This is a genomic window from Gracilibacillus lacisalsi DSM 19029 (assembly GCF_000377765.1).
Taxonomy (GTDB): Bacteria; Bacillota; Bacilli; order Bacillales; family Amphibacillaceae; genus Gracilibacillus; species Gracilibacillus lacisalsi.
In genome coordinates this window covers 31,219-49,784 of record NZ_KB898662.1, presented here as the reverse complement: position 1 = coordinate 49,784, position 18,566 = coordinate 31,219, and the positions used below count along the sequence as shown (strand labels likewise).

The window sequence follows — 18,566 nt, the reverse complement described above, 5'->3', positions numbered from 1 at the left end:
CAAAACTCCCACTGATAGAAGTCTTACTTTATGGACAGGATAGTAATAGTGGAGGTTATGTTTATGGAAGGTACAATATATTCTTTAATTCCGGCGGTTTTGATGCTGATACTAGTATTAACGACAAGACGAGTATTGTTGTCTTTAGGAACCGGAATTGTTGTTGGGGCTTTGCTTATTCACGAATTTAATATCGTAGACAGTCTTCAGCAAATCTGGCTCGTATTTCGAGATATCTTCTACACAGAAGATGGTTGGAATCTCGGAAGTATTTATTTACTTGTCTTTTTGTTGTTATTAGGGATTATGACAGTTGTGATGACAGCTTCCGGTGGCAGTAAAGCTTTCGGAGAATGGGCTATTCAAAAAGTAAAAACAAGACGTGGTGCTCAACTCGTCCCATCTTTTCTTGGTGTTGTCATATTTATTGATGATTATTTTAACAGTTTAGCTGTGGGACAAGTCTCGAGACCATTAACAGATCGATATAAGGTATCCCGAGCAAAATTAGCCTATTTTATTGATTCTACTTCTGCTCCGATCACGGTAATTACACCAATTTCAAGTTGGGGCGCTTATATTATTGGGACGCTAGGTTCCATTTTTGTTGCAGCTGAAGTGACGGAATTCCAGCCGTTAGAAGCATTTGTTAAAATGATCCCGTTAAATATGTATGCTTTTGCAGCAATGTTGTTAGTATTTTTAGTCGCTATTTTTCGGATTGATATTGGAGCAATGAAAACTCATGAGAAAAGAGCAGTGGAAACAGGTCATGTAGTAGACCCTGCAAAGCAAACGATGTCAGCGGACATGAGAGAGAACGCGGTAGTAAATGAAAACGGAAAAATCATGCATTTATTAATCCCAATTATTGTATTGGTAGTTGCTACCGTTGCGACGATGCTTTATACAGGGTATCTGGAGACAGAAGGAAATGCAACGATCTTAACCATGTTTGAAAACACGAATGTAAACCTATCCCTTTTTGTCGGTGGATTATGTGCTGTTGCCGTTGGACTGATCATGTATATTTTCTTAAATGGCACTAAGTTATCAGTGGTGAAAGTGGTAAAAGATGGTTCCATGTCAATGATGCCAGCGATTTATATTTTAATTCTTGCCTGGATGATTGGAGCTATCATTGAGACTATTGATACTGGTGGTTATCTGGCTGAATTAGTACAGCAATATTCGTTTAACGTGAACTTTTTAGCACTGTTATTGTTTGTGATTGCTGGTTTTATGGCATTGGCAACTGGAACATCATGGGGAACGTTTGGTATTATGCTTCCGATTGCTGCACAAATTGCTATCGAGTATGATGTTGATTTAGTACTTCCAGCAATGGCTGCGGTGCTGGCAGGATCTGTTTTTGGGGATCACTGTTCTCCAATATCTGATACGTCAATCCTATCCTCTACCGGTGCTGGGGCAAATCACATGGATCATGTTATTACTCAATTGCCATATGCGTTTCTCAGTGCTTTAGCAGCAGGAATCGGCTATTTAATATTCGGTTTCACCGGTGAAGTAATGATCTCGTTAACAGTTACATTATTATTTATTGTGATGATTGCTGTTTTATTTATTGTTTTAAAACGGAATGCAAAATAGTAAAAAAAGCGCAGAGCGCCCGATTAGAAACGTAGCGACTTCAGAATTAACTGAGATAAAGGAATCACAGTGAGTTTACGAACCGATGATAACTTTCACCTAAAGGCATAAGTGCGACTAAGCCTCTGGTTTCACCAATCGGCAAGTCTTCTTTATCGTAGGGCAATTCGTGAAGTCGCCTAGTTTCTGGGCGCTCGGAGCTAGACATCTGCGCAAAATTTATACTTTCTTATCTTATAAAAAAGGGCCTTTGCAAAATAGCTAAGGCCCTTTCCTATTTATTCACCTTTTATCTTACGATACCAAGTAAAACTGCCAATCCCGATTAAAACCAAGACTAACCCAATCCCCATATAATTAAATTGAGCAGTAGCTGTATCAGGTAATCGATTGTTTTCCTCATGGTTTGATGCTAAATATGGATCAGCTGTATCTTCTGATTTGGTATCATCCTCATCAGAATCAGTCGACGTTTCTTTTTTATGGGAATCGTCTGTTGGATTGGTTGATTCGTTTTCTTCGTCAACAGGTGTTTCCCCTACTTCACTTGCTTCTTCTTGTGTACGGTCATCCCCTGTCTCTTCTTTAACTGGATCCTCCTCGACAGGTTCCTCCTTCTCCGGTTCTTCCTCTACTAAAGAAGTAACACTTTCCCCATTTTTGACAACCGTATAGTCTACTGTTTCACCACTCCAGAAATGGAAGGTGAGATCAACTTCTCCATGCTCTACTTCATTAAAAAAGGTATCCTTTAATTCGATAAATCCTTCTTGATAATCCGGGGCAAAAGCATAACCAAATTCCTTAAATGCCGTCCAATTCTGTGGGCCTGCAAAAGATCCATCTTGATAATATGCTTCCATTGTCGCTAATTGATCCCCATTAAAGTTTGTAGGAATCAGAAATTCGGATGTTGTTCCTTCTGTTCCTTCCAATACAGGTGTTTGATAGACCCGTACATCAATATCCCAATCAACACCACCACTAAATGTTACAGTTAAAGTAGCAACCGTACCAAAGTCATTTTCCGTTACAAGGGAGCTCAATAATTCTTTAGAAAAAGTGATCGTATTTCCCTCGATTTGATAATCGATCCCTTCTTCTAACTGTTGATCAGCCAGATAAACTTCTGCAAAATCATTGTCATGCAGTTCAAACGTAATGGATCTATCTGTGATTTCCTCTGAGTCTTTTAAGTAAATGAAGTTATCGTTGGGAACTGCAGATCTAGTATGCCAGCTTGTTTGTACTATATTAAAAAATTGTTGATCTGACCATTCCAATGTATCGCGTTTTAAGTGTTGGCCATTATCCCAAAGCATGTGAACAAGGTCTTTCTCCTGAGCATAGTGAAGCATATATTCAAAGAATTTCAGTTTTTCGCCTTGTTGGATAACACCTGTATCTACGTCAAAGCCAAGCAGTCCATATTCACCAATCACTGTTGGAATCCCGTTCGCTGTAAAGGTATCATGCACTCGATCAAATGTAGCGTGGATATCCTCTTTTGTATCTTGTTCAAAGCGTGTATATCCAGCAATATTGACACTAAATGGCCAAAAACCGTAATAATGAACAGTTGCAATAATATTGGGATCTTCTAAGTTGTCGATAAAATCATATAAAGCAGTAATTTTTTCTGGCTCTGATCCGGTATCAAGAGTAGGTAACACTAATGGTCGAATATCATTATTTCCACCAGATTCTCTAACAATTTGATAGAAGTGAGTATTCAATTCGTCTAAGTATTGCTGGCTCTCTTCCTCGGTTCCCCAAAATCTAGGTTCATTGATGCTTTCAAACATTAATTTCGGTGATTCATCTTTAAAACGATCTGCTAGCTGTGTCCAAATAGCATTAAAACGTTCTACCGTTTGATCATGGTTTTCTTGCATTCCAGATTCTATCCAAATCCATGAATCATGATGAATATTAATCATCACATATAAATCTTCTTCTAACGACCATTGTACCGTCTGATCAACTCGATCTAAAAAATCTTCATCAATTTGATAGTCGCCACTTTCAGCCATTCTTTGATCAAATGTGATCGGAATGCGAATGCTTTTAAAGCCTTCATCTGCAATTTTTTCAATTAAATCTTTCGTAACATAAGGGTTTCCCCAAGCTGTTTCATCTTCACCAACAGCGTCATACGTATTACCAAGATTCCAACCCGGCTGCATGTTTTCGGCATATGTCTGGATATTGATTTCTTCGGTGGGGGTTTCTTCTGCGAATGTAGTGATGGAAGTAATACTAAGCAGCATAACAAAGGTAAGCAAAGTTAAGGTGAACTTTTTCTTCACTATCAATCCCTCCCAAAATATATTAGAAAGCGCTTTCTAATATATAAATCTATCACATCAGTTTTTTTGCGAATACATCAAAAATAAGTGTTATTTTCATGTAAAAAGGAGACATCCTTGGAGATAATGATAAATTTTACAAACTATTAACACTATTAACATATTCAATTAATGGTAGAGAAGTAGAATGGCAGAAGAATATGGAAAAAGGAGTGGAATGATGAAGAAATTTGCGATTGCTATTTTATTTATTTCTTTTCTTCTATCAGTAAATCCCATCATGACAGCTGCCTCTTCAGAAGTTACCTATTATTCAGAAAGCGAAGACTCGTTGGCTGTGAAACTGCTAGGGCGTTATACCAGTGGAGCTCCAATTGATGAAGGCGGAACAGAAATCGTTGCATATGATCCGAATACATATTTAGCTTACTCTGTGAATGGATATGAAAAAACGCTAGATATTATTGATTTATCGGGACTTGCCGATGGTCAAACTGAAATCGAGTTAGAGAAACGAATTCAGCTCAATGATTTTGGGGTTGACGCTGGTGACTTAACAAGTGTAACCATTGCACCAGATAGCAGTTTTATCGCTGTGTCTGTCCCAGCTGCGAATAAAGTGGAAAATGGACATGTTGTTTTTATGTCAACAGAAGGTGATGTATTAACAACAGTTGAAGTCGGTGCTTTACCGGATATGGTTACGATTACACCTGATGGCAATCATGTATTAGTAGCAAATGAAGGTGAGCCAAGTGAAGATTACTCTGTAAATCCAGAAGGTTCAGTATCGATTATTGATGTTTCTAGTGGTGTAAATGAAGGTGACCATTTAACAGTGAAGACGGCAACTTTTTCAGATGAGATAATAGAGGAAGATGTCAGAAAAGTACATCCTGACAGTACTTATGCAGAAGATTTGGAGCCTGAGTACATTGTAGTAGATGGAACAAGCCAATTTGGTTATGTTGTCTTGCAGGAAGCAAATGCGATTGCAAAATTGGATATTCAAACAGGTGAATTTCTTACAGTGAAAAGTTTAGGTTATAAGGACTTTTCTTTACCTGAAAATAAATTAGATGCATCAGATAAAGATGATGAAATCAATATCCGTAATTGGCCGGTATTATCGCTCTATCAACCGGATGGAATGGATATCGTAGAAATCAATGGTAAAAATTATTTATTAACAGCTAATGAAGGAGACGCCCAAGATTGGGATGGTTTCTCAGAGGAAAAGCGTGTAAAGAAATTGGTGGATGATTATCAATTAAATGCAGATCTTTTTCAAGGATATAATCAAGAAGAATTGGACAAAATGGTCGAGGAAGGTCTATTTGATGATGAGCAACTAGGCAGATTGAAGACTTCGACTTCACATCCAACAAATGCAGACGGAAAATATGAAGCTATCTATGGTTATGGTGGACGTTCTTTCTCTGTATGGGATGCAGAAACATTAGAATTAGTTTATGACAGTGGTTCAGAGTTTGAAGAATTAATTGCAGAAATCGAACCAGAGTATTTTAATAGTAATAATGATGAAGATACATTTGAAACAAGAAGTGATGATAAAGGGATAGAACCAGAAAGCGTGATATCTGGAGAAGTATATGGAAAGACTTACGCTTTTACAGGGTTAGAGCGACAAGGCGGTATCATGGTATATGATATGAGCAATCCAACTTCGCCAAGTTTTGATAGTTATTTTACTTCTCGCGTGTTTCAAGGACTTGATTTAGATGTAACACCAGCTAGCGGTGATGTTGCACCAGAAGGTTTAACATTTATTCAGGCAGACGATAGCCCAACGGAAAAGCCAATTTTATTAGCTGCTCATGAAGTGAGTGGTACGATTGCAGCTTATGAATTAGGGCAGTCTTCTAATTCTTTATTAAGTGAATTAATGGTAGATGCAGGTGAGTTAAATCCTTCATTTTCACCAGAACAAATGGAATATCAATTGGAAGTTCCAAACGAAGTAGATGAAATCCAATTATCAGCTATGACACAATCAGATGATGCTTATGTGCTTGTCAATGGAGAAGATCCAGCGGAATCAATTACACTAGCAGAAGGAAACAATGAAATAAATGTAGAAGTTATTGCAGAAGATGGATCTATTTCAACTTATACACTGTTTGTGAAGAGACTATTTGCTACCGTGAGTGAACAATTGCAACTATCTGATAACAGTTTTATTGTTGAAACGGATATTGCTAATTTAGATGAACAGGCTAGGTTGAATCTTGTTTTTCCGGAGGATCATGGAGAAGTGAGCGACATTAGCTTTACAAAGGAGCAACTACAGCAATTAAAGGATAAGGATATTACCGTTACTATAGAACGAGAAGATATTATTGTAACGTTTAATGCTGGATCATTTACTGATGAAGCACCTCTTTCTTTGTTGATTGAAACATTAGATCAGGCTAAATTCGAAGATGGTGAACACGCCCTAACCGACATTTATCAGCTTGAATTTACACAAGGTGATCAAGTAGTTTCTAACTTTGATGTACCAGTGACACTATCCTTTCAATTAGCTGAAACAAATGAAGCTGCTTCTGTTTATCATTGGAATGAGGAAGACAAAGAGTGGGGTCAAGTCGGTGGAACACTGCATGATAATTGGATCTCTGCTGAGACAGATCATTTCAGTATATTTACTGTACTAGATTCAACTGCTTTAGCTGAGGGAGAAGAAGATCCGAATGGAAGTGAAAATGTGTCAAATGGCCAAAAGGAAGATAATAATCCTTCAACTTCTGACGAAGAGAATCAAGAAGACCAAGAACAATCCACTTCATCTTCTAAGGAAGAAAAGAGCAACAATAAGTTACCTGATACAGCAACGAATATGTATACATTCCTACTTATAGGTGGTTGTTTGTTATTAATAGGAATGGCCATTGTTGTTATCAGACAACAGAAAAGAAAAATCTCCAATGATTAAATAAACAAAAAATCGTCATGGTTGAAAAGATCATGACGATTTTTTGTTGTCTAGGAAAAGGTGATTCATCACGTATATTTTAAGAAGCGAGAATAGCTATACATATGGAGTTGCCATTTTGAAAGCTAGCTAGTGCAAGTCAATCGCTACGGCTGACAGTTTCGCTTTCCAAGAGCATGCTAACGCTAAAGGAGTCGAAACGGTCTCCTTCGCTATTCTTGTACTACAATGAATAATAGAAAAAGGATATTGGGTTTTCTAACTTATTAGTAATTTCCTATGCCATTACCTTGACTTTCACAGGGATAACAACTCAAATTGCCTGATCTGACAAATGTTGTAGCACATGTATAAAGCGAAGGCCGCCCACTTCCACTCCTGTGGGAATTGTGTGACCTGAAGATCCACTTTTTCGAGCGGTTTTGGCTCGAAAAAGTTAGCTGAAGGACAAACCCCACGGAAAGGGAAGTGGGCAGCCGGAGTGGCGGTTAAGTGATTGATATATTTCAAAATGACTACTAAAACAATCGCAGATCTAGGGATAAGGACTGAGAAAATTTTGCTAAGTTTTTCCTACATTCTTCAAGCTATTGAGTAACGATTAGTGCCAACAGCAAATTTAAGAGTCAAATCCCATACGGGAGTAAAGTGATGCCTTTTATCTAGCACAAAGCACTACTCTTCTATATATTCGATTAAATCACCCGGCTGACAATCTAGTGCTTTGCATAAAGCATCCAATGTGCTGAAACGAATTGCTTTTCCTTTTTCATTTTTGAGAATCGATAGGTTTGCTGGAGTGATGCCGACTTTTTCGGATAACTCATTTAAAGACATTTTTCGTTCTGCCATCATCACATCTAATTTTATTCTAATCATCGAATCGCCCACTTTAAATTGTATATTTGTTCTCTTCTACTGCTTTTACAGCAACCTTCAATGCAACCCCTATTAACAGACAAGAAATACCAGTGAAAATGGTATCGATATAAGACAGGTTGCTAAATCCAATGGAAGCATTGGTAATATGTAACGCTTCAATGGTTTTGTCAAAGATAAGACCTTCTGTATAAAAGAAAATAGTCCCAAAGCTGAGAATGAATATGCCTATCATATAAAAGAGTTTAACATTCTCCATCATAAACAAACTCTCTTTATAAATATTTTTAAAAAGTTTATCAACGATTCGTAAAATACCTAATACAAGGATAAATAAACTTATCTCACAAATAAAAGATAAAATTTTTAAGTCGGTGTTGATAAAAATATCGGGCTGTGTTTCGAATTCAATCGTTAAATAGCTAATAGTCGGTTCGAACTCGCCAAAAGATTCAGCAAAGCTGGAATTTGGAAAAAATAAAAATGCCATATGATATAGAAAACTGAATAATCCAATAGGTATAATTAGAAAGAATAAAGTTCGACATATCAAGTATGTTACTTTAAATAAAGCTTTTGTATTCATTATATACTCTCCTCAACTAACAGGAAGTCTCATTTATCACGGTGCTAACCGTCTGTAAACCTACCACTTCAAGCTTCAGCACGGGTTTATTAACCCCCTGTTGATCATAGTATGACTTTATTATACAACAAAAATTTATCGAAAAACAATAAAAAAATATTGAAATTACATAATTTATCCGTTATAGTGAAATAGAAAATTATGGATTTAGATGCAAAGGAGCTACAGGAATGGTTCGAACACAGAGGATTTCACTCATTGATGCAATAAGAGGTTTTAGTTTGTTTGGAATTTTACTAGCCAATCTACTAATCTTCCAATACGGAATTTTTGGAAAAGATGAAATTACCTTTTTTAATTTGTCATCAATGGATATGCTAGGTTATCACGCTACTCATCTTTTTATTGAAGGGTCATTTATGCCTATTTTTGCTTTTATTTTTGGCTATTCACTGGTTTTGATGACGAACAAATTAGAAGACAGGGGATTACCGGTAAAAAGGTATTTATTCAGAAGATTTTTGATGTTGATAGCATTTGGCTATCTGCACAGTTATTATTTATGGGAAGGCGATATTTTATTATCTTACGGTTTAATAGGACTCTTCCTATTATTTTTTGCAAAGCGAAAGGCTAAGACCATTTTCATTTGGTTTGTGATTCTTTTTGGACTTCTGTTATTAATGAATATTCCTTGGGGGTCAGAAGAAGAATATGCACTTTATAGTGACACAACTATTAACCATTACTTAGAAGAAACATTAACTATTTATCAAACTGGTACTTACCAGGAAATACAACATCATCGCAATAATGAAGATCCGTTAGAAATTGGAGAAATCGAGGCATTGCTCATTTTATTACTAACACCGGTAGTTTTTTTACCAATCTTTTTACTTGGTATTTATGCTGGCAAAAAAGAATGGCTCCATCAAACCGAAAAAAATAAAAATAAATATAAACAGGCATTTTTCTGGCTAATACCGATTGGATTACTGCTGAAGATTATACCGTATTTCTCAGAAACGATCGCTTTTAGTGATGTTGGAGGTAATATTTTGGCTATCGGGTACATTTTCCTGTTTGCCTATTTGTATACCGTTTGTCAAAAGAGTGTGATCGTATATGCGTTTGAGCAAGTCGGGAAACTATCACTTACTAATTATATCTTACAGACGGTGATCTGTACTTTTATTTTTTATGGGTATGGGATAGGATTATTTGCCCGTTTAGGAGTATGGTTTGCTATTTTTCTAGGGGTTGCTATCTACATATTACAAGTGTTTTGCAGTAAATGGTATATGGCCCGCTTTACACAAGGTCCACTAGAAAGGTTGATGAAACTAGTAGTTTATCTTTCGTTCAAGTCGAAACCGAAACCGAAAACAAAAACAAAGGATGTTGCGGTATGAATGAATTAGAACATCAATTATCATCGAAGTTTCCTAAAGCGAGAATCATATCTGAAACGATTGGTAATATCATTGGTCTTATCGTGCTGGCAGTATTATTTTGGTTAGATTATTACTTTGACTGGCCCATATGGGCTAATTGGATCTTGATAGCTGTTCTACTATTTGTGGTTGTTGGTACAATCTGGTCGTTCATTGAGCCTCATTATCTCTATCGAAGTTGGCGTTATCAGATCAGTAATGACTATCTTCAATTAAGCTATGGTGTGTTCACAAAAGAATGGGTTACCGTTCCCATGTCTAAAATTCAATCAGTATCTACCAGTCAAGGGCCTATTATGCGGGGGTATCAACTGCGTTCGATAAAAGTCGAGACAATGGGGTCTTCACACGTTATTCCTGCCTTAGAAGAACATGTGGCACTAGAATTACGTGCTAGGATAGCTGAATTTGCTAAACTAAAGGAAGTGGATGAATGATGAGATATCATCCTTTAACTATAATATATCGAATTTATCAATTAATAAAAAATAGTTTAATACTAGGGATTCTCTTGTTTGTTGTGAAAAGAAATTCTGACTTTTGGTTGTTCGAATATGGTCGTTATCTGTTTATTGCCGGTGTTTTATTACGGTTGATCTATATTGTGGTAAGTTGGTTTGTAGAAACTTATGAGTGGGATAATCATACCTTTCAGCTCAAAAAAGGTCTTTTTATCAAACAAACAAGCACGATTCCTATTTCAAAAATTCAAAATGTAACTAGACATACTACGCTTTTTCACAAACTATTTAATCTGACTTCCCTTACATTTGAAACCGCGATGGATGGCGAAGATGATTCAATTGCCTTTGAAGTGGTGTCGAAACAACATGCAACCTTTTTGTTAGAATTAGCCAATATAGAGGAAGAACAACTGCCTAAGCAGGAAAACAAACAACAAGAACAAGCTCAACATGAAGCAGAAGTGAATGATGCTGAAAAGAAAGTGGAAACAGATCATGTCATACATTTTGAGCCTTCCCATCAGGATTTACTAAAAGCTAGCTTTACTTCTCTTAGTTTTTTAGCGATCATACCGATCGTGATGGGATTGTATGATATTATTGGGCCACTATTACCTGATTCAGATCATTATCAAGGTATATTCTATCAAATTATTGATAGCAGATGGTTAATTATCATGTTAAGCGTCGTTGCTGTTGTGATTGCAATAATTATCGGTATTGTCAGAACATTTTCACGTTATGGGAAATACCGTATTTCATCTAGTGCTACTCATATTTATATTGAGAGAGGTCTATTAGATGAGACACAATTTGCAATAGAAAAACAGAAAATACAAGGTTTAGAAATCGAACAAACTTTACTTAAGCGCATTTTCGGATTAGCGGAAGTGAAGTTAATCAGTTCTGCCAGTCCTCAATCAGAAGATCATGCCGTTAGTGTAAATTCGTTATATCCGTTTCTGCCGATTAATCGAGCTTATCAATTAATGGAAGCTCTATTACCGGATTACTATGTAGAGGAATCTATGAATCGATTAACAAAGTCTTCTTTATATATGAAACTATTAAAACCGAGTTGGTTCTGGATAGTGGTAACTGCTGGACTCATTTATTTCCAACCAACTATTTTTCAAATGGATGCAGCGTGGTGGTTATTGTCATTGTTGTTATTACTGATCGTTATCGTGAATAGAATACTAGATTATCTCCATACGAAGTATTCGATCTCAGATGATCAATTGCAATGGTGGCATGGCGGCTTAACTAGTAGAATGTTTATTACGAAAAGGAGACGGGTCATCGAAATGAGTTATTCGCAATCGATGCTACAGAGGATTTTCCAGCTCGCTTCTATTTCGACGATGAATCGTTCTACACCAACGAGAATTGAAACGATCAATGATGTACCGCTAGATTTTGCTAAAACCTTTCACCATTGGTATTTGCAAAGACAGAAAGATGCAATCTATCAACAGAAGAAGCTAGAACATAACTAAAAACAGGAAGAACTAGAATCCGAACAAATCTAAACCTAGCGTAGGCAAAATACGTAGTCTCCTGTGGAAATAGCACGAGATGAAGATCCACTGTGTGAAGTGTTTTGCCGAAGCGGGATATGTTCTCAGACATTAATGTTCGGATTTTTACTTTTTAATTACTCTTTAGTCCAAGTCTCTTTCATCAATAGCAATCTCGGAATATTTTTTCAACAATATTTCGTTATTGGAATAGGTAATATTTATGCTATAATACAAAATGAAAACGTTTTCTAATATTGCGGAGGTGAAAGGGTGTTAATAGAGAAACTAGAAACCGTACAAAAACAAGAGGAAGTGCCAACAACATTCACCATCCAACATAAGGTGGATAACCAGACACCACAAGATTTCCACTCCCATCGCGGTTATGAAATTGTATGGGTGAGAAATGGAGAAGCGCAGTTTATTTTTGAAGAAAGCGTCTTTCATTTGAAGAGAGGTCATGTTCTTTTGTTTAACAGTGAGAAGCTGCATAAAGTGAATTTGCCAAATAATCAGGCATATGATCGCGTCATGATCATGTTTCAGGATGATTTATTTTGCTATGAGCAGCCAATCTTTCAAGCATTTAAACGCCTATTAAATCAACAACCTACACCACATTTCTTTTTGCAAATAGAGGAACGAGGCTATGAAAATTTCCAGCATATTATTCGTCAACTATTACAGGAAGATATGTCCCCGAATAATTGGCAACATCAACATGCATTAATCCTTTATGTATCAGAATTATTACTCTTTTTCAGTCGATCAATACAGACTTCAAAGGATCGAATCTTTCAACTATCAGCGTCAAATCCAGTTCGTACTCAAGAAAGAATTTTAAAAGAAATCAACAGTTTATGGAATACCAATTGGCAATTAGAGGATCTTGCCGATAAGTTACACTTTAATAAATATTATTTGTGTCACTTTTTTAAAAAAGAGTTTGGTATGACGATTCATCAATATATATTACAAAGAAGAATGTATGAAGCGAAGAAATTACTGAAAGAAACAAACATACCTATTGCAGAAATAGCTTCCCGAATTGGTTTTTCAACAGCATCTAACTTTATTAGATGCTTTAAGAAATATCAGCAAGTCACTCCTAAGCAATTCCGTAATCAAGTATAACTGGGAAGGGGGGAAAACGTAATTTCCTGTACTACATGTCATGCTACTATTTAAGAGAAGGGAGATTCATGGATGAATGGTAAAAAAGCAATTAACTTATTCCTAATTTTTATGTTAATGTTTACGACCATATTTTCTACAATACCAGTCATGTTGGTAAAAGCTGAGTCTGATTTTAACAACGTTGTTATTTTTGAGGATGATTTCAATGATGAGGAAACAGGTACAGAACCGGCGAATTTAGATGTATCTGCAGCTGGTGGAGAAGTCACCGTTGAGGCGTTACCTGATGCAGAAAATAAAAGTGTATATCTGAATGACACAAGTGAGAGTGATGATGTATTAATCTCTAAATCATTGGATGACTTGGATAATCAGGTAACGATCGAGATGAAATTTATGCAACCAACTTATACAAGTTCATCAAAAGTTATGCGTCTTAAAGGTGACGGTACCTCCGTCATTATTGAAACGAATGATGGCCATATTGGTTACCGAAACAGTGATGATTCCTATCAGAATTTAGTAGAGTTGCAAGAAAATGAATGGTACGATCTAAAAGTTGAAGTAGATTTAATAGAAAAAACAGTTGATGTTTCTATCAATGATGAGTTAAAAGTAGAAGGGGCAGCCTTTTACGAGGATGCATCGAAAATCAATTATATAGAATCCTTTACTCCTGGAAGTAAAGCATTAGGCCATTATATTGATGATCTTCGTATTTCACAAGTAGAAGAAGTAGAACTGCCACCGGAAACACCGGAAGCTGATTTTGTTTTTGAAACAGATTTCAATGAGGATGTAACAGGTGAGGTTCCTACAAATGTTGATGTATCCGAAGGCGGGGGAACCGTAACGGTAGTCGATGTGCCGTCTGAAGAGAATAAGAGTGTATTCCTTGATGATACTAGTGACGACACAAATGTTATTTTAAGTAAAACGGTGGAGGATCTTGGCGGTGTAGCGACATTTGAAATGTTATTTATGCAGCCAAACTATACTAGTTCAACCAAAGTGATGAGAATTAAAGGTAATAGTACACCGGTAATAATTGAAACAAAAGATGGGTCTATTACGTATCGCACAGGTGATCAATATCATCCGTTAGTAGAAGTAGAAGAAGAAACATGGTATAAAGTAAAAGTTGAAATTGATTTAGACGGTCAGCATGCCAATGTTTATATTGATGATGAACTAGTGCATGAAGAAGCGGAGCTTAATCAACCGGCAGAAAAAGTTAATTTTGTGGAGAGTTTCACTCCTAACAGTGGAACAGATGGACACTATGTTGACGACTTAAAAATCTCAGGTAATCTTTATCAAGAACCGGAGGAAGAAGAGCCGCAGGAACCAGAAGAACCATCAGAGCCTGTTGCTGGAAATATTTATGAAGCGGAAGATGCAAATTTAAATGATGCGATTATTGATAACAAGCATCCTGGTTTTACTGGTACAGGCTTTGTTGACTATGTTCCGAATGCTCCAGGTGGCTGGATCGAATGGGTAGTCAATGTGCCTGCTGATGGTGAGTATACATTGGATTTTCGTTACGCTCATGGTGGCACAGATCTTCGTCCTGCTGAAATTGAGGTGAATGGTGAAGTCGTAGAAGAAGAGCTAGCTTTTGACCCGACAGGTGATTGGACAACATGGGAATATACCACCACAAAAGCTACATTAACAGAAGGTGAGAATGTTATTCGCGCAACTGGAGTTGGTTCAAGTGGTGGAGCGAACATTGATCACTTAAGCGTGTTAATGGAGTATGATGAAATTTATGAAGCAGAAGAGGCGGAATTAGAAGAAGGCACGGTGATAATTGATAATAAACATGCTGGATTTACCGGAGATGGTTTTATCGATTACAGCCCTAATGCTCCTGGAAGCTGGGTGGAATGGACAGTCCATGTTCCAGCGGAGGGAGAGTATTTCTTGGACTTCCGTTATGGTCATGGTGGTACAGATCAGCGTCCAGCAGAAATTCAAGTGAATGGTGAAGTAGTAGAAGAAGAACTTGCTTTTGACCCGACAGGTGATTGGGCGAATTGGGAGTATACATCTACGAAAGCTCTGCTTGTAGCTGGTGAAAATACCATTCGAGCTACCGGAGTAGGTCCAAGCGGTGGAGCAAATATTGACCACCTGCGTGTGCATAATAAATCTGATGCAGGTAATGATCGCCCGATTGAAATGGATCATGCTGAACTCGAAGAAGTGATTAGTGGTGTCGAATTGAAAAAATTGAAAGAATTAGGCATCGTAGCTGATGAACTTCCGACGAATGAAGAAGCGATTACAAGAATTGAATTTTTCTCTTTAGTGAATCAAGCCTTTGGCTATGTGCATGAGGAACAGTTCAAAAGCCTGACTGAGAAGAAAACGGTTTGGGAAACGTCAACTGAAGAGTGGTATTCCTTTGTGCTTGAAACTGCTGAAGCATTAGGCTATGCAGATCACTTAGTAAGTGATGGGAAGGTAAGTCCAAATGAGACAATTACTGGTGATGAAGCAGTACAAATTATAGAGGCAGTTTCTGATCAAACAGCGGAGTCTGAAAGTGAACAAGTAACATGGGGTGAAGCTAGAGATTTAGTTGCTTTACTAGAAGCAGAAAATGAAAGTGAAACGGTCGATATTGCAGGTGTACATGCTGTATCGAACCATTTACTTGTTGTTACATTAAATGGTTACTTTGAAGACTTTACACCAACAGATCTGGAGGTAGTAGCTCCGACGAGAAGATGGGAACTCTTAGCACCAGGATTTACAAATTTAAATATAGATAAGGCCGCAGTGGCTACGAATCAATTTGGTCAAACCGTTATTGTGATGCATAGTTTAGACGAATGGAATGAGTATGGTGAGTATCCAGTCGAATTTGAGGAAACAAGATTCTCTGGAGATTTAGATACGGCTGTAGAAGAAGCAGATAATCTATTAACATGGCAAATGGATCACGGCGGATGGACGAAAAACTGGCCACATATCTACACCCGTCCTTGGGATGGTAAAGAATCACGCTCAGAGTGGGTCAATGATGGTGTTGAGTTAGGTACAATTGATAATGATGCAACCATTTCAGAGTTGCAATATTTAGCAGAAGTGTATCAAGAAACGAAAGATCCTAGATATAAAGAAAGCATTGAAAAAGGTTTAGATTTCTTATTCAAGCTTCAGTATGAAACAGGTGGTTTTGCACAGGTTTACCCTGAAAGGGGCAACTATTCTGATTATGTAACCTTTAATGATGAAGCGATGATTAATGTATTGGAGTTATTGGATTTAGTTGCAGAGCAACGTTATCCATTTGATTCTGATCTAATCAGTGAAGAGTATGTTATCAAATCGCAAGAGTCGATTGAATTAGGTATTGACTATATTTTAAATGCGCAAATTGAAGTGGATGGTAAACTAACTGCTTGGTGTGCACAGCATGATCCTTATACCTATGAACCGAAAGAGGCTCGATCTTATGAGCATCCTTCCATCTCAGGATCAGAGTCAGTCGGGATTGTTCGTTATTTATTGTCTCGACCACAGACCGAGGAAATTAATGAAGCTGTATTAGCAGCGTTAGAATGGTTTGATGAAGTGAAATTGGAAAATACCAGATATGTTAGTGGTGATCCTAACAATGAATATTTTGTAGAAGATCCGAATTCAACTGCGTGGTACCGTTTCTATGAAATAGGTACGAATAAACCGATATTCTCTGGCCGTGATGGGGTGATTAAACATGATATTATGGAAATAGAAGCAGAAAGAAGAGATGGTTACTCCTGGGGTGGCCATTGGGCAACTCAATTGTTGGAAATCATGCAAACGACAGGAGATTATACGGATAAAGTATTTGTTCAAGTAACAGGTACCGACTCTGTTGATGTAAATGGCAGGACATTAGTGCAAGGAGATATTAAAGTATTGGAAGGACAAACAAAGCAAATGAATGAGATCGAAAGTCATTTAGTTGTTGCACAGGATGGATCAGGAGATTACGAGACTGTTCAAGCTGCAATAGATGCTGTTCCGGAAAAAAATCGTAATCCTGTAACCATTTTTATTAAAGATGGTATGTACAAAGAAGTAGTCACTATTTCAACGAATAAACCTTTTATTACTTTATTAGGTGAAAGTAAAAACGATACGATCATTACGTATGATAATTATGCTGGTCGTGACAATGGTGTAGGTGGAACGCTTGGGACAAGTGGCAGTGCTAGTGTCTATTTACGAGCAGATGATCTTCGTATCGAAAATCTAACTTTGGAAAATTCCTTTGATGAAAGTGCTGATGTCGAAGGAAAGCAAGCTGTAGCAGTTTATGCCAGTGGTGATCGTCAATATTTCAACGATGTCCGTTTTATCGGTAATCAAGATACGTTATATGCACATTCCGGTACGCAGTATTATGGGGATGTCTATATCGAAGGGGATGTTGACTTCATTTTTGGAGCAGCAAGTATTGTCATTGAAGATTCTGTTATTCATTCATTGGATCGAGGTTCTGACTCAAATAATGGTTATGTGACCGCAGCCAGTACGTTAATTTCAGAAGAATACGGCATGTTATTTATCGACAGTAAATTTACAAGTGATGCACCTGCAGAAACTGTATATTTAGGTAGACCATGGCCAGCTGGTGGCAATCCGGATGCAATTGGAAGTGTTGTCATCATGGAAACTAAACTTGGTGCGCATATCAAGCCAGAAGGCTGGACATCAATGAGCGGCTTACAACCTGAAGATGCACGTTTATATGAGTATAAAAATGAAGGACCAGGAGCAGTAATCAATGATTCACGTCGTCAATTAACAGATGAAGAGGCTGCTGACTGGACCGTACAAAACGTATTAAAAGGTTGGGATCCATATGCGTTAGATCCGATAGAAGAGCCGGGTAAAGATCCAGATGAGGATTCAGATAAAGAGCCAGGTGATGGGTCTGATGAAAAGCCTGGTAAAAAAGCAGAAAATGATGATAAATCACCTGGAAATGGATCTGAACAAGATGGTGATGGCGAAGGAACAGAAAGCCCTGAAGGTGAAAATGAAGATAACAATGAGTCAAGTAATAACACGAAAGAAATGAAAGTTGAATTAGGTGAAGAAATAGAAGTAGCTGCAGATATGATAATTGCTATTGCTGATTCACCAACTAAAGTGATTTTACCGAGCGACTTACCGGAAGGAACGACTTTAGTTGTTAAACAAGCAGAACCTCAAAATTTAGGGGATCTTCAAGTTGCAGGTGATGTATATACCTTCGAATTTACTTTCCCTGAAGGTTTTGAAGATTATACTGGTGAATTCCAATTAATCATGGGGCATGATGATAATACAGAAAATGTAGCGATCTATTATTACAATGAAGCAACTAATAGCTGGGAGCTTATTGGTGGTGAGGTAAGCGATGGTGTCGTAACTACAACAGTTGACCACTTCTCAACTTATGGTGTATTAGCTACTGCAGATGATGAACAAGACCAAGATGCAACTTCTGGTGAAAAATCAAGCGGAGGTTTTGGTTTGCCTGATACTGCAACTAATATTTTTAATTGGTTGTTAGCTAGTGGAGTATTGTTAGGATTGGGAATTGGGTTATTAGTAATTGTTAGAAAAAGAAATCAAAAGATGGTACAATAATGAA

General features: G+C 37.2%; 10 protein-coding genes. 7 read left to right on the top strand and 3 right to left on the bottom strand.

The window, feature by feature from the left end:
• The first annotated feature begins 63 nt into the window (after nt 1–63).
• Nucleotides 64–1,614, top strand: coding sequence for a Na+/H+ antiporter NhaC family protein (locus D569_RS0100210; protein ID WP_018930372.1), 1,551 nt, complete (start codon nt 64–66; stop codon nt 1,612–1,614).
• Between the two features lie 278 nt (nt 1,615–1,892).
• On the opposite strand, the gene D569_RS22230 is transcribed toward D569_RS0100210, so the two are convergent.
• Nucleotides 1,893–3,923 carry a cellulase family glycosylhydrolase gene (locus D569_RS22230; protein ID WP_018930371.1) on the bottom strand — a complete coding sequence of 677 codons (2,031 nt, stop codon included), beginning with the start codon at nt 3,921–3,923 and terminating at the stop codon, nt 1,893–1,895.
• Between the two features lie 217 nt (nt 3,924–4,140).
• Between D569_RS22230 and D569_RS23540 the strand changes: the two genes are divergently transcribed.
• Nucleotides 4,141–6,879 carry a choice-of-anchor I family protein gene (locus D569_RS23540; protein WP_156822837.1) on the top strand — a complete coding sequence of 913 codons (2,739 nt, stop codon included), beginning with the start codon at nt 4,141–4,143 and terminating at the stop codon, nt 6,877–6,879.
• A gap of 675 nt (nt 6,880–7,554) precedes the next feature.
• Here the strand turns inward: D569_RS23540 and D569_RS0100195 are convergent.
• Both D569_RS0100195 and D569_RS0100190 read right to left on the bottom strand, forming a co-directional pair.
• Nucleotides 7,555–7,758: a helix-turn-helix domain-containing protein gene (locus D569_RS0100195; protein ID WP_018930369.1), complete on the bottom strand. Its 204-nt coding sequence runs from the start codon at nt 7,756–7,758 to the stop codon at nt 7,555–7,557.
• Nucleotides 7,759–7,771: 13 nt separating this feature from the next.
• Nucleotides 7,772–8,344: a hypothetical protein gene (locus D569_RS0100190; protein ID WP_018930368.1), complete on the bottom strand. Its 573-nt coding sequence runs from the start codon at nt 8,342–8,344 to the stop codon at nt 7,772–7,774.
• A 230-nt stretch (nt 8,345–8,574) separates the two neighbouring features.
• Here D569_RS0100190 and D569_RS0100185 point away from each other — a divergent pair, with 230 nt between their 5' ends.
• From D569_RS0100185 to pelA, 5 genes are all read left to right on the top strand, one after another.
• A complete protein-coding gene (locus tag D569_RS0100185; RefSeq protein ID WP_018930367.1) occupies nt 8,575–9,756 on the top strand; it encodes a DUF418 domain-containing protein in 1,182 nt (393 codons plus the stop codon).
• Nucleotides 9,753–10,235 (top strand): PH domain-containing protein, encoded by a 483-nt coding sequence (locus tag D569_RS0100180; RefSeq protein ID WP_018930366.1) that lies wholly within the window; start codon nt 9,753–9,755, stop codon nt 10,233–10,235. The genes D569_RS0100185 and D569_RS0100180 overlap by 4 nt, the downstream gene beginning before the upstream one ends.
• Nucleotides 10,232–11,761 carry a PH domain-containing protein gene (locus tag D569_RS0100175; protein WP_018930365.1) on the top strand — a complete coding sequence of 510 codons (1,530 nt, stop codon included), beginning with the start codon at nt 10,232–10,234 and terminating at the stop codon, nt 11,759–11,761. The genes D569_RS0100180 and D569_RS0100175 overlap by 4 nt, the downstream gene beginning before the upstream one ends.
• A gap of 294 nt (nt 11,762–12,055) precedes the next feature.
• Nucleotides 12,056–12,919 (top strand): helix-turn-helix transcriptional regulator, encoded by an 864-nt coding sequence (locus tag D569_RS23535; RefSeq protein ID WP_018930364.1) that lies wholly within the window; start codon nt 12,056–12,058, stop codon nt 12,917–12,919.
• A gap of 72 nt (nt 12,920–12,991) precedes the next feature.
• Complete coding sequence (pelA, locus tag D569_RS23785) at nt 12,992–18,562, top strand: pectate lyase (RefSeq protein ID WP_018930363.1); 5,571 nt, start codon at nt 12,992–12,994, stop codon at nt 18,560–18,562.
• Nucleotides 18,563–18,566 lie beyond the last annotated feature (4 nt).

Bases quoted from the DNA above. Each gene is read 5' to 3' on its own strand.
- D569_RS23540 (WP_156822837.1), top strand. From the start codon at position 4,141: ATGATGAAGAAATTTGCGATTGCTATTTTATTTATTTCTTTTCTTCTA.
- D569_RS0100185 (WP_018930367.1), top strand. From the start codon at position 8,575: ATGGTTCGAACACAGAGGATTTCACTCATTGATGCAATAAGAGGTTTT.
- D569_RS0100175 (WP_018930365.1), top strand. From the start codon at position 10,232: ATGATGAGATATCATCCTTTAACTATAATATATCGAATTTATCAATTA.
- D569_RS0100190 (WP_018930368.1), bottom strand. From the start codon at position 8,344: ATGAATACAAAAGCTTTATTTAAAGTAACATACTTGATATGTCGAACT.
- pelA (WP_018930363.1), top strand. From the start codon at position 12,992: ATGAATGGTAAAAAAGCAATTAACTTATTCCTAATTTTTATGTTAATG.
- D569_RS0100195 (WP_018930369.1), bottom strand. From the start codon at position 7,758: ATGATTAGAATAAAATTAGATGTGATGATGGCAGAACGAAAAATGTCT.
- D569_RS0100210 (WP_018930372.1), top strand. From the start codon at position 64: ATGGAAGGTACAATATATTCTTTAATTCCGGCGGTTTTGATGCTGATA.
- D569_RS0100180 (WP_018930366.1), top strand. From the start codon at position 9,753: ATGAATGAATTAGAACATCAATTATCATCGAAGTTTCCTAAAGCGAGA.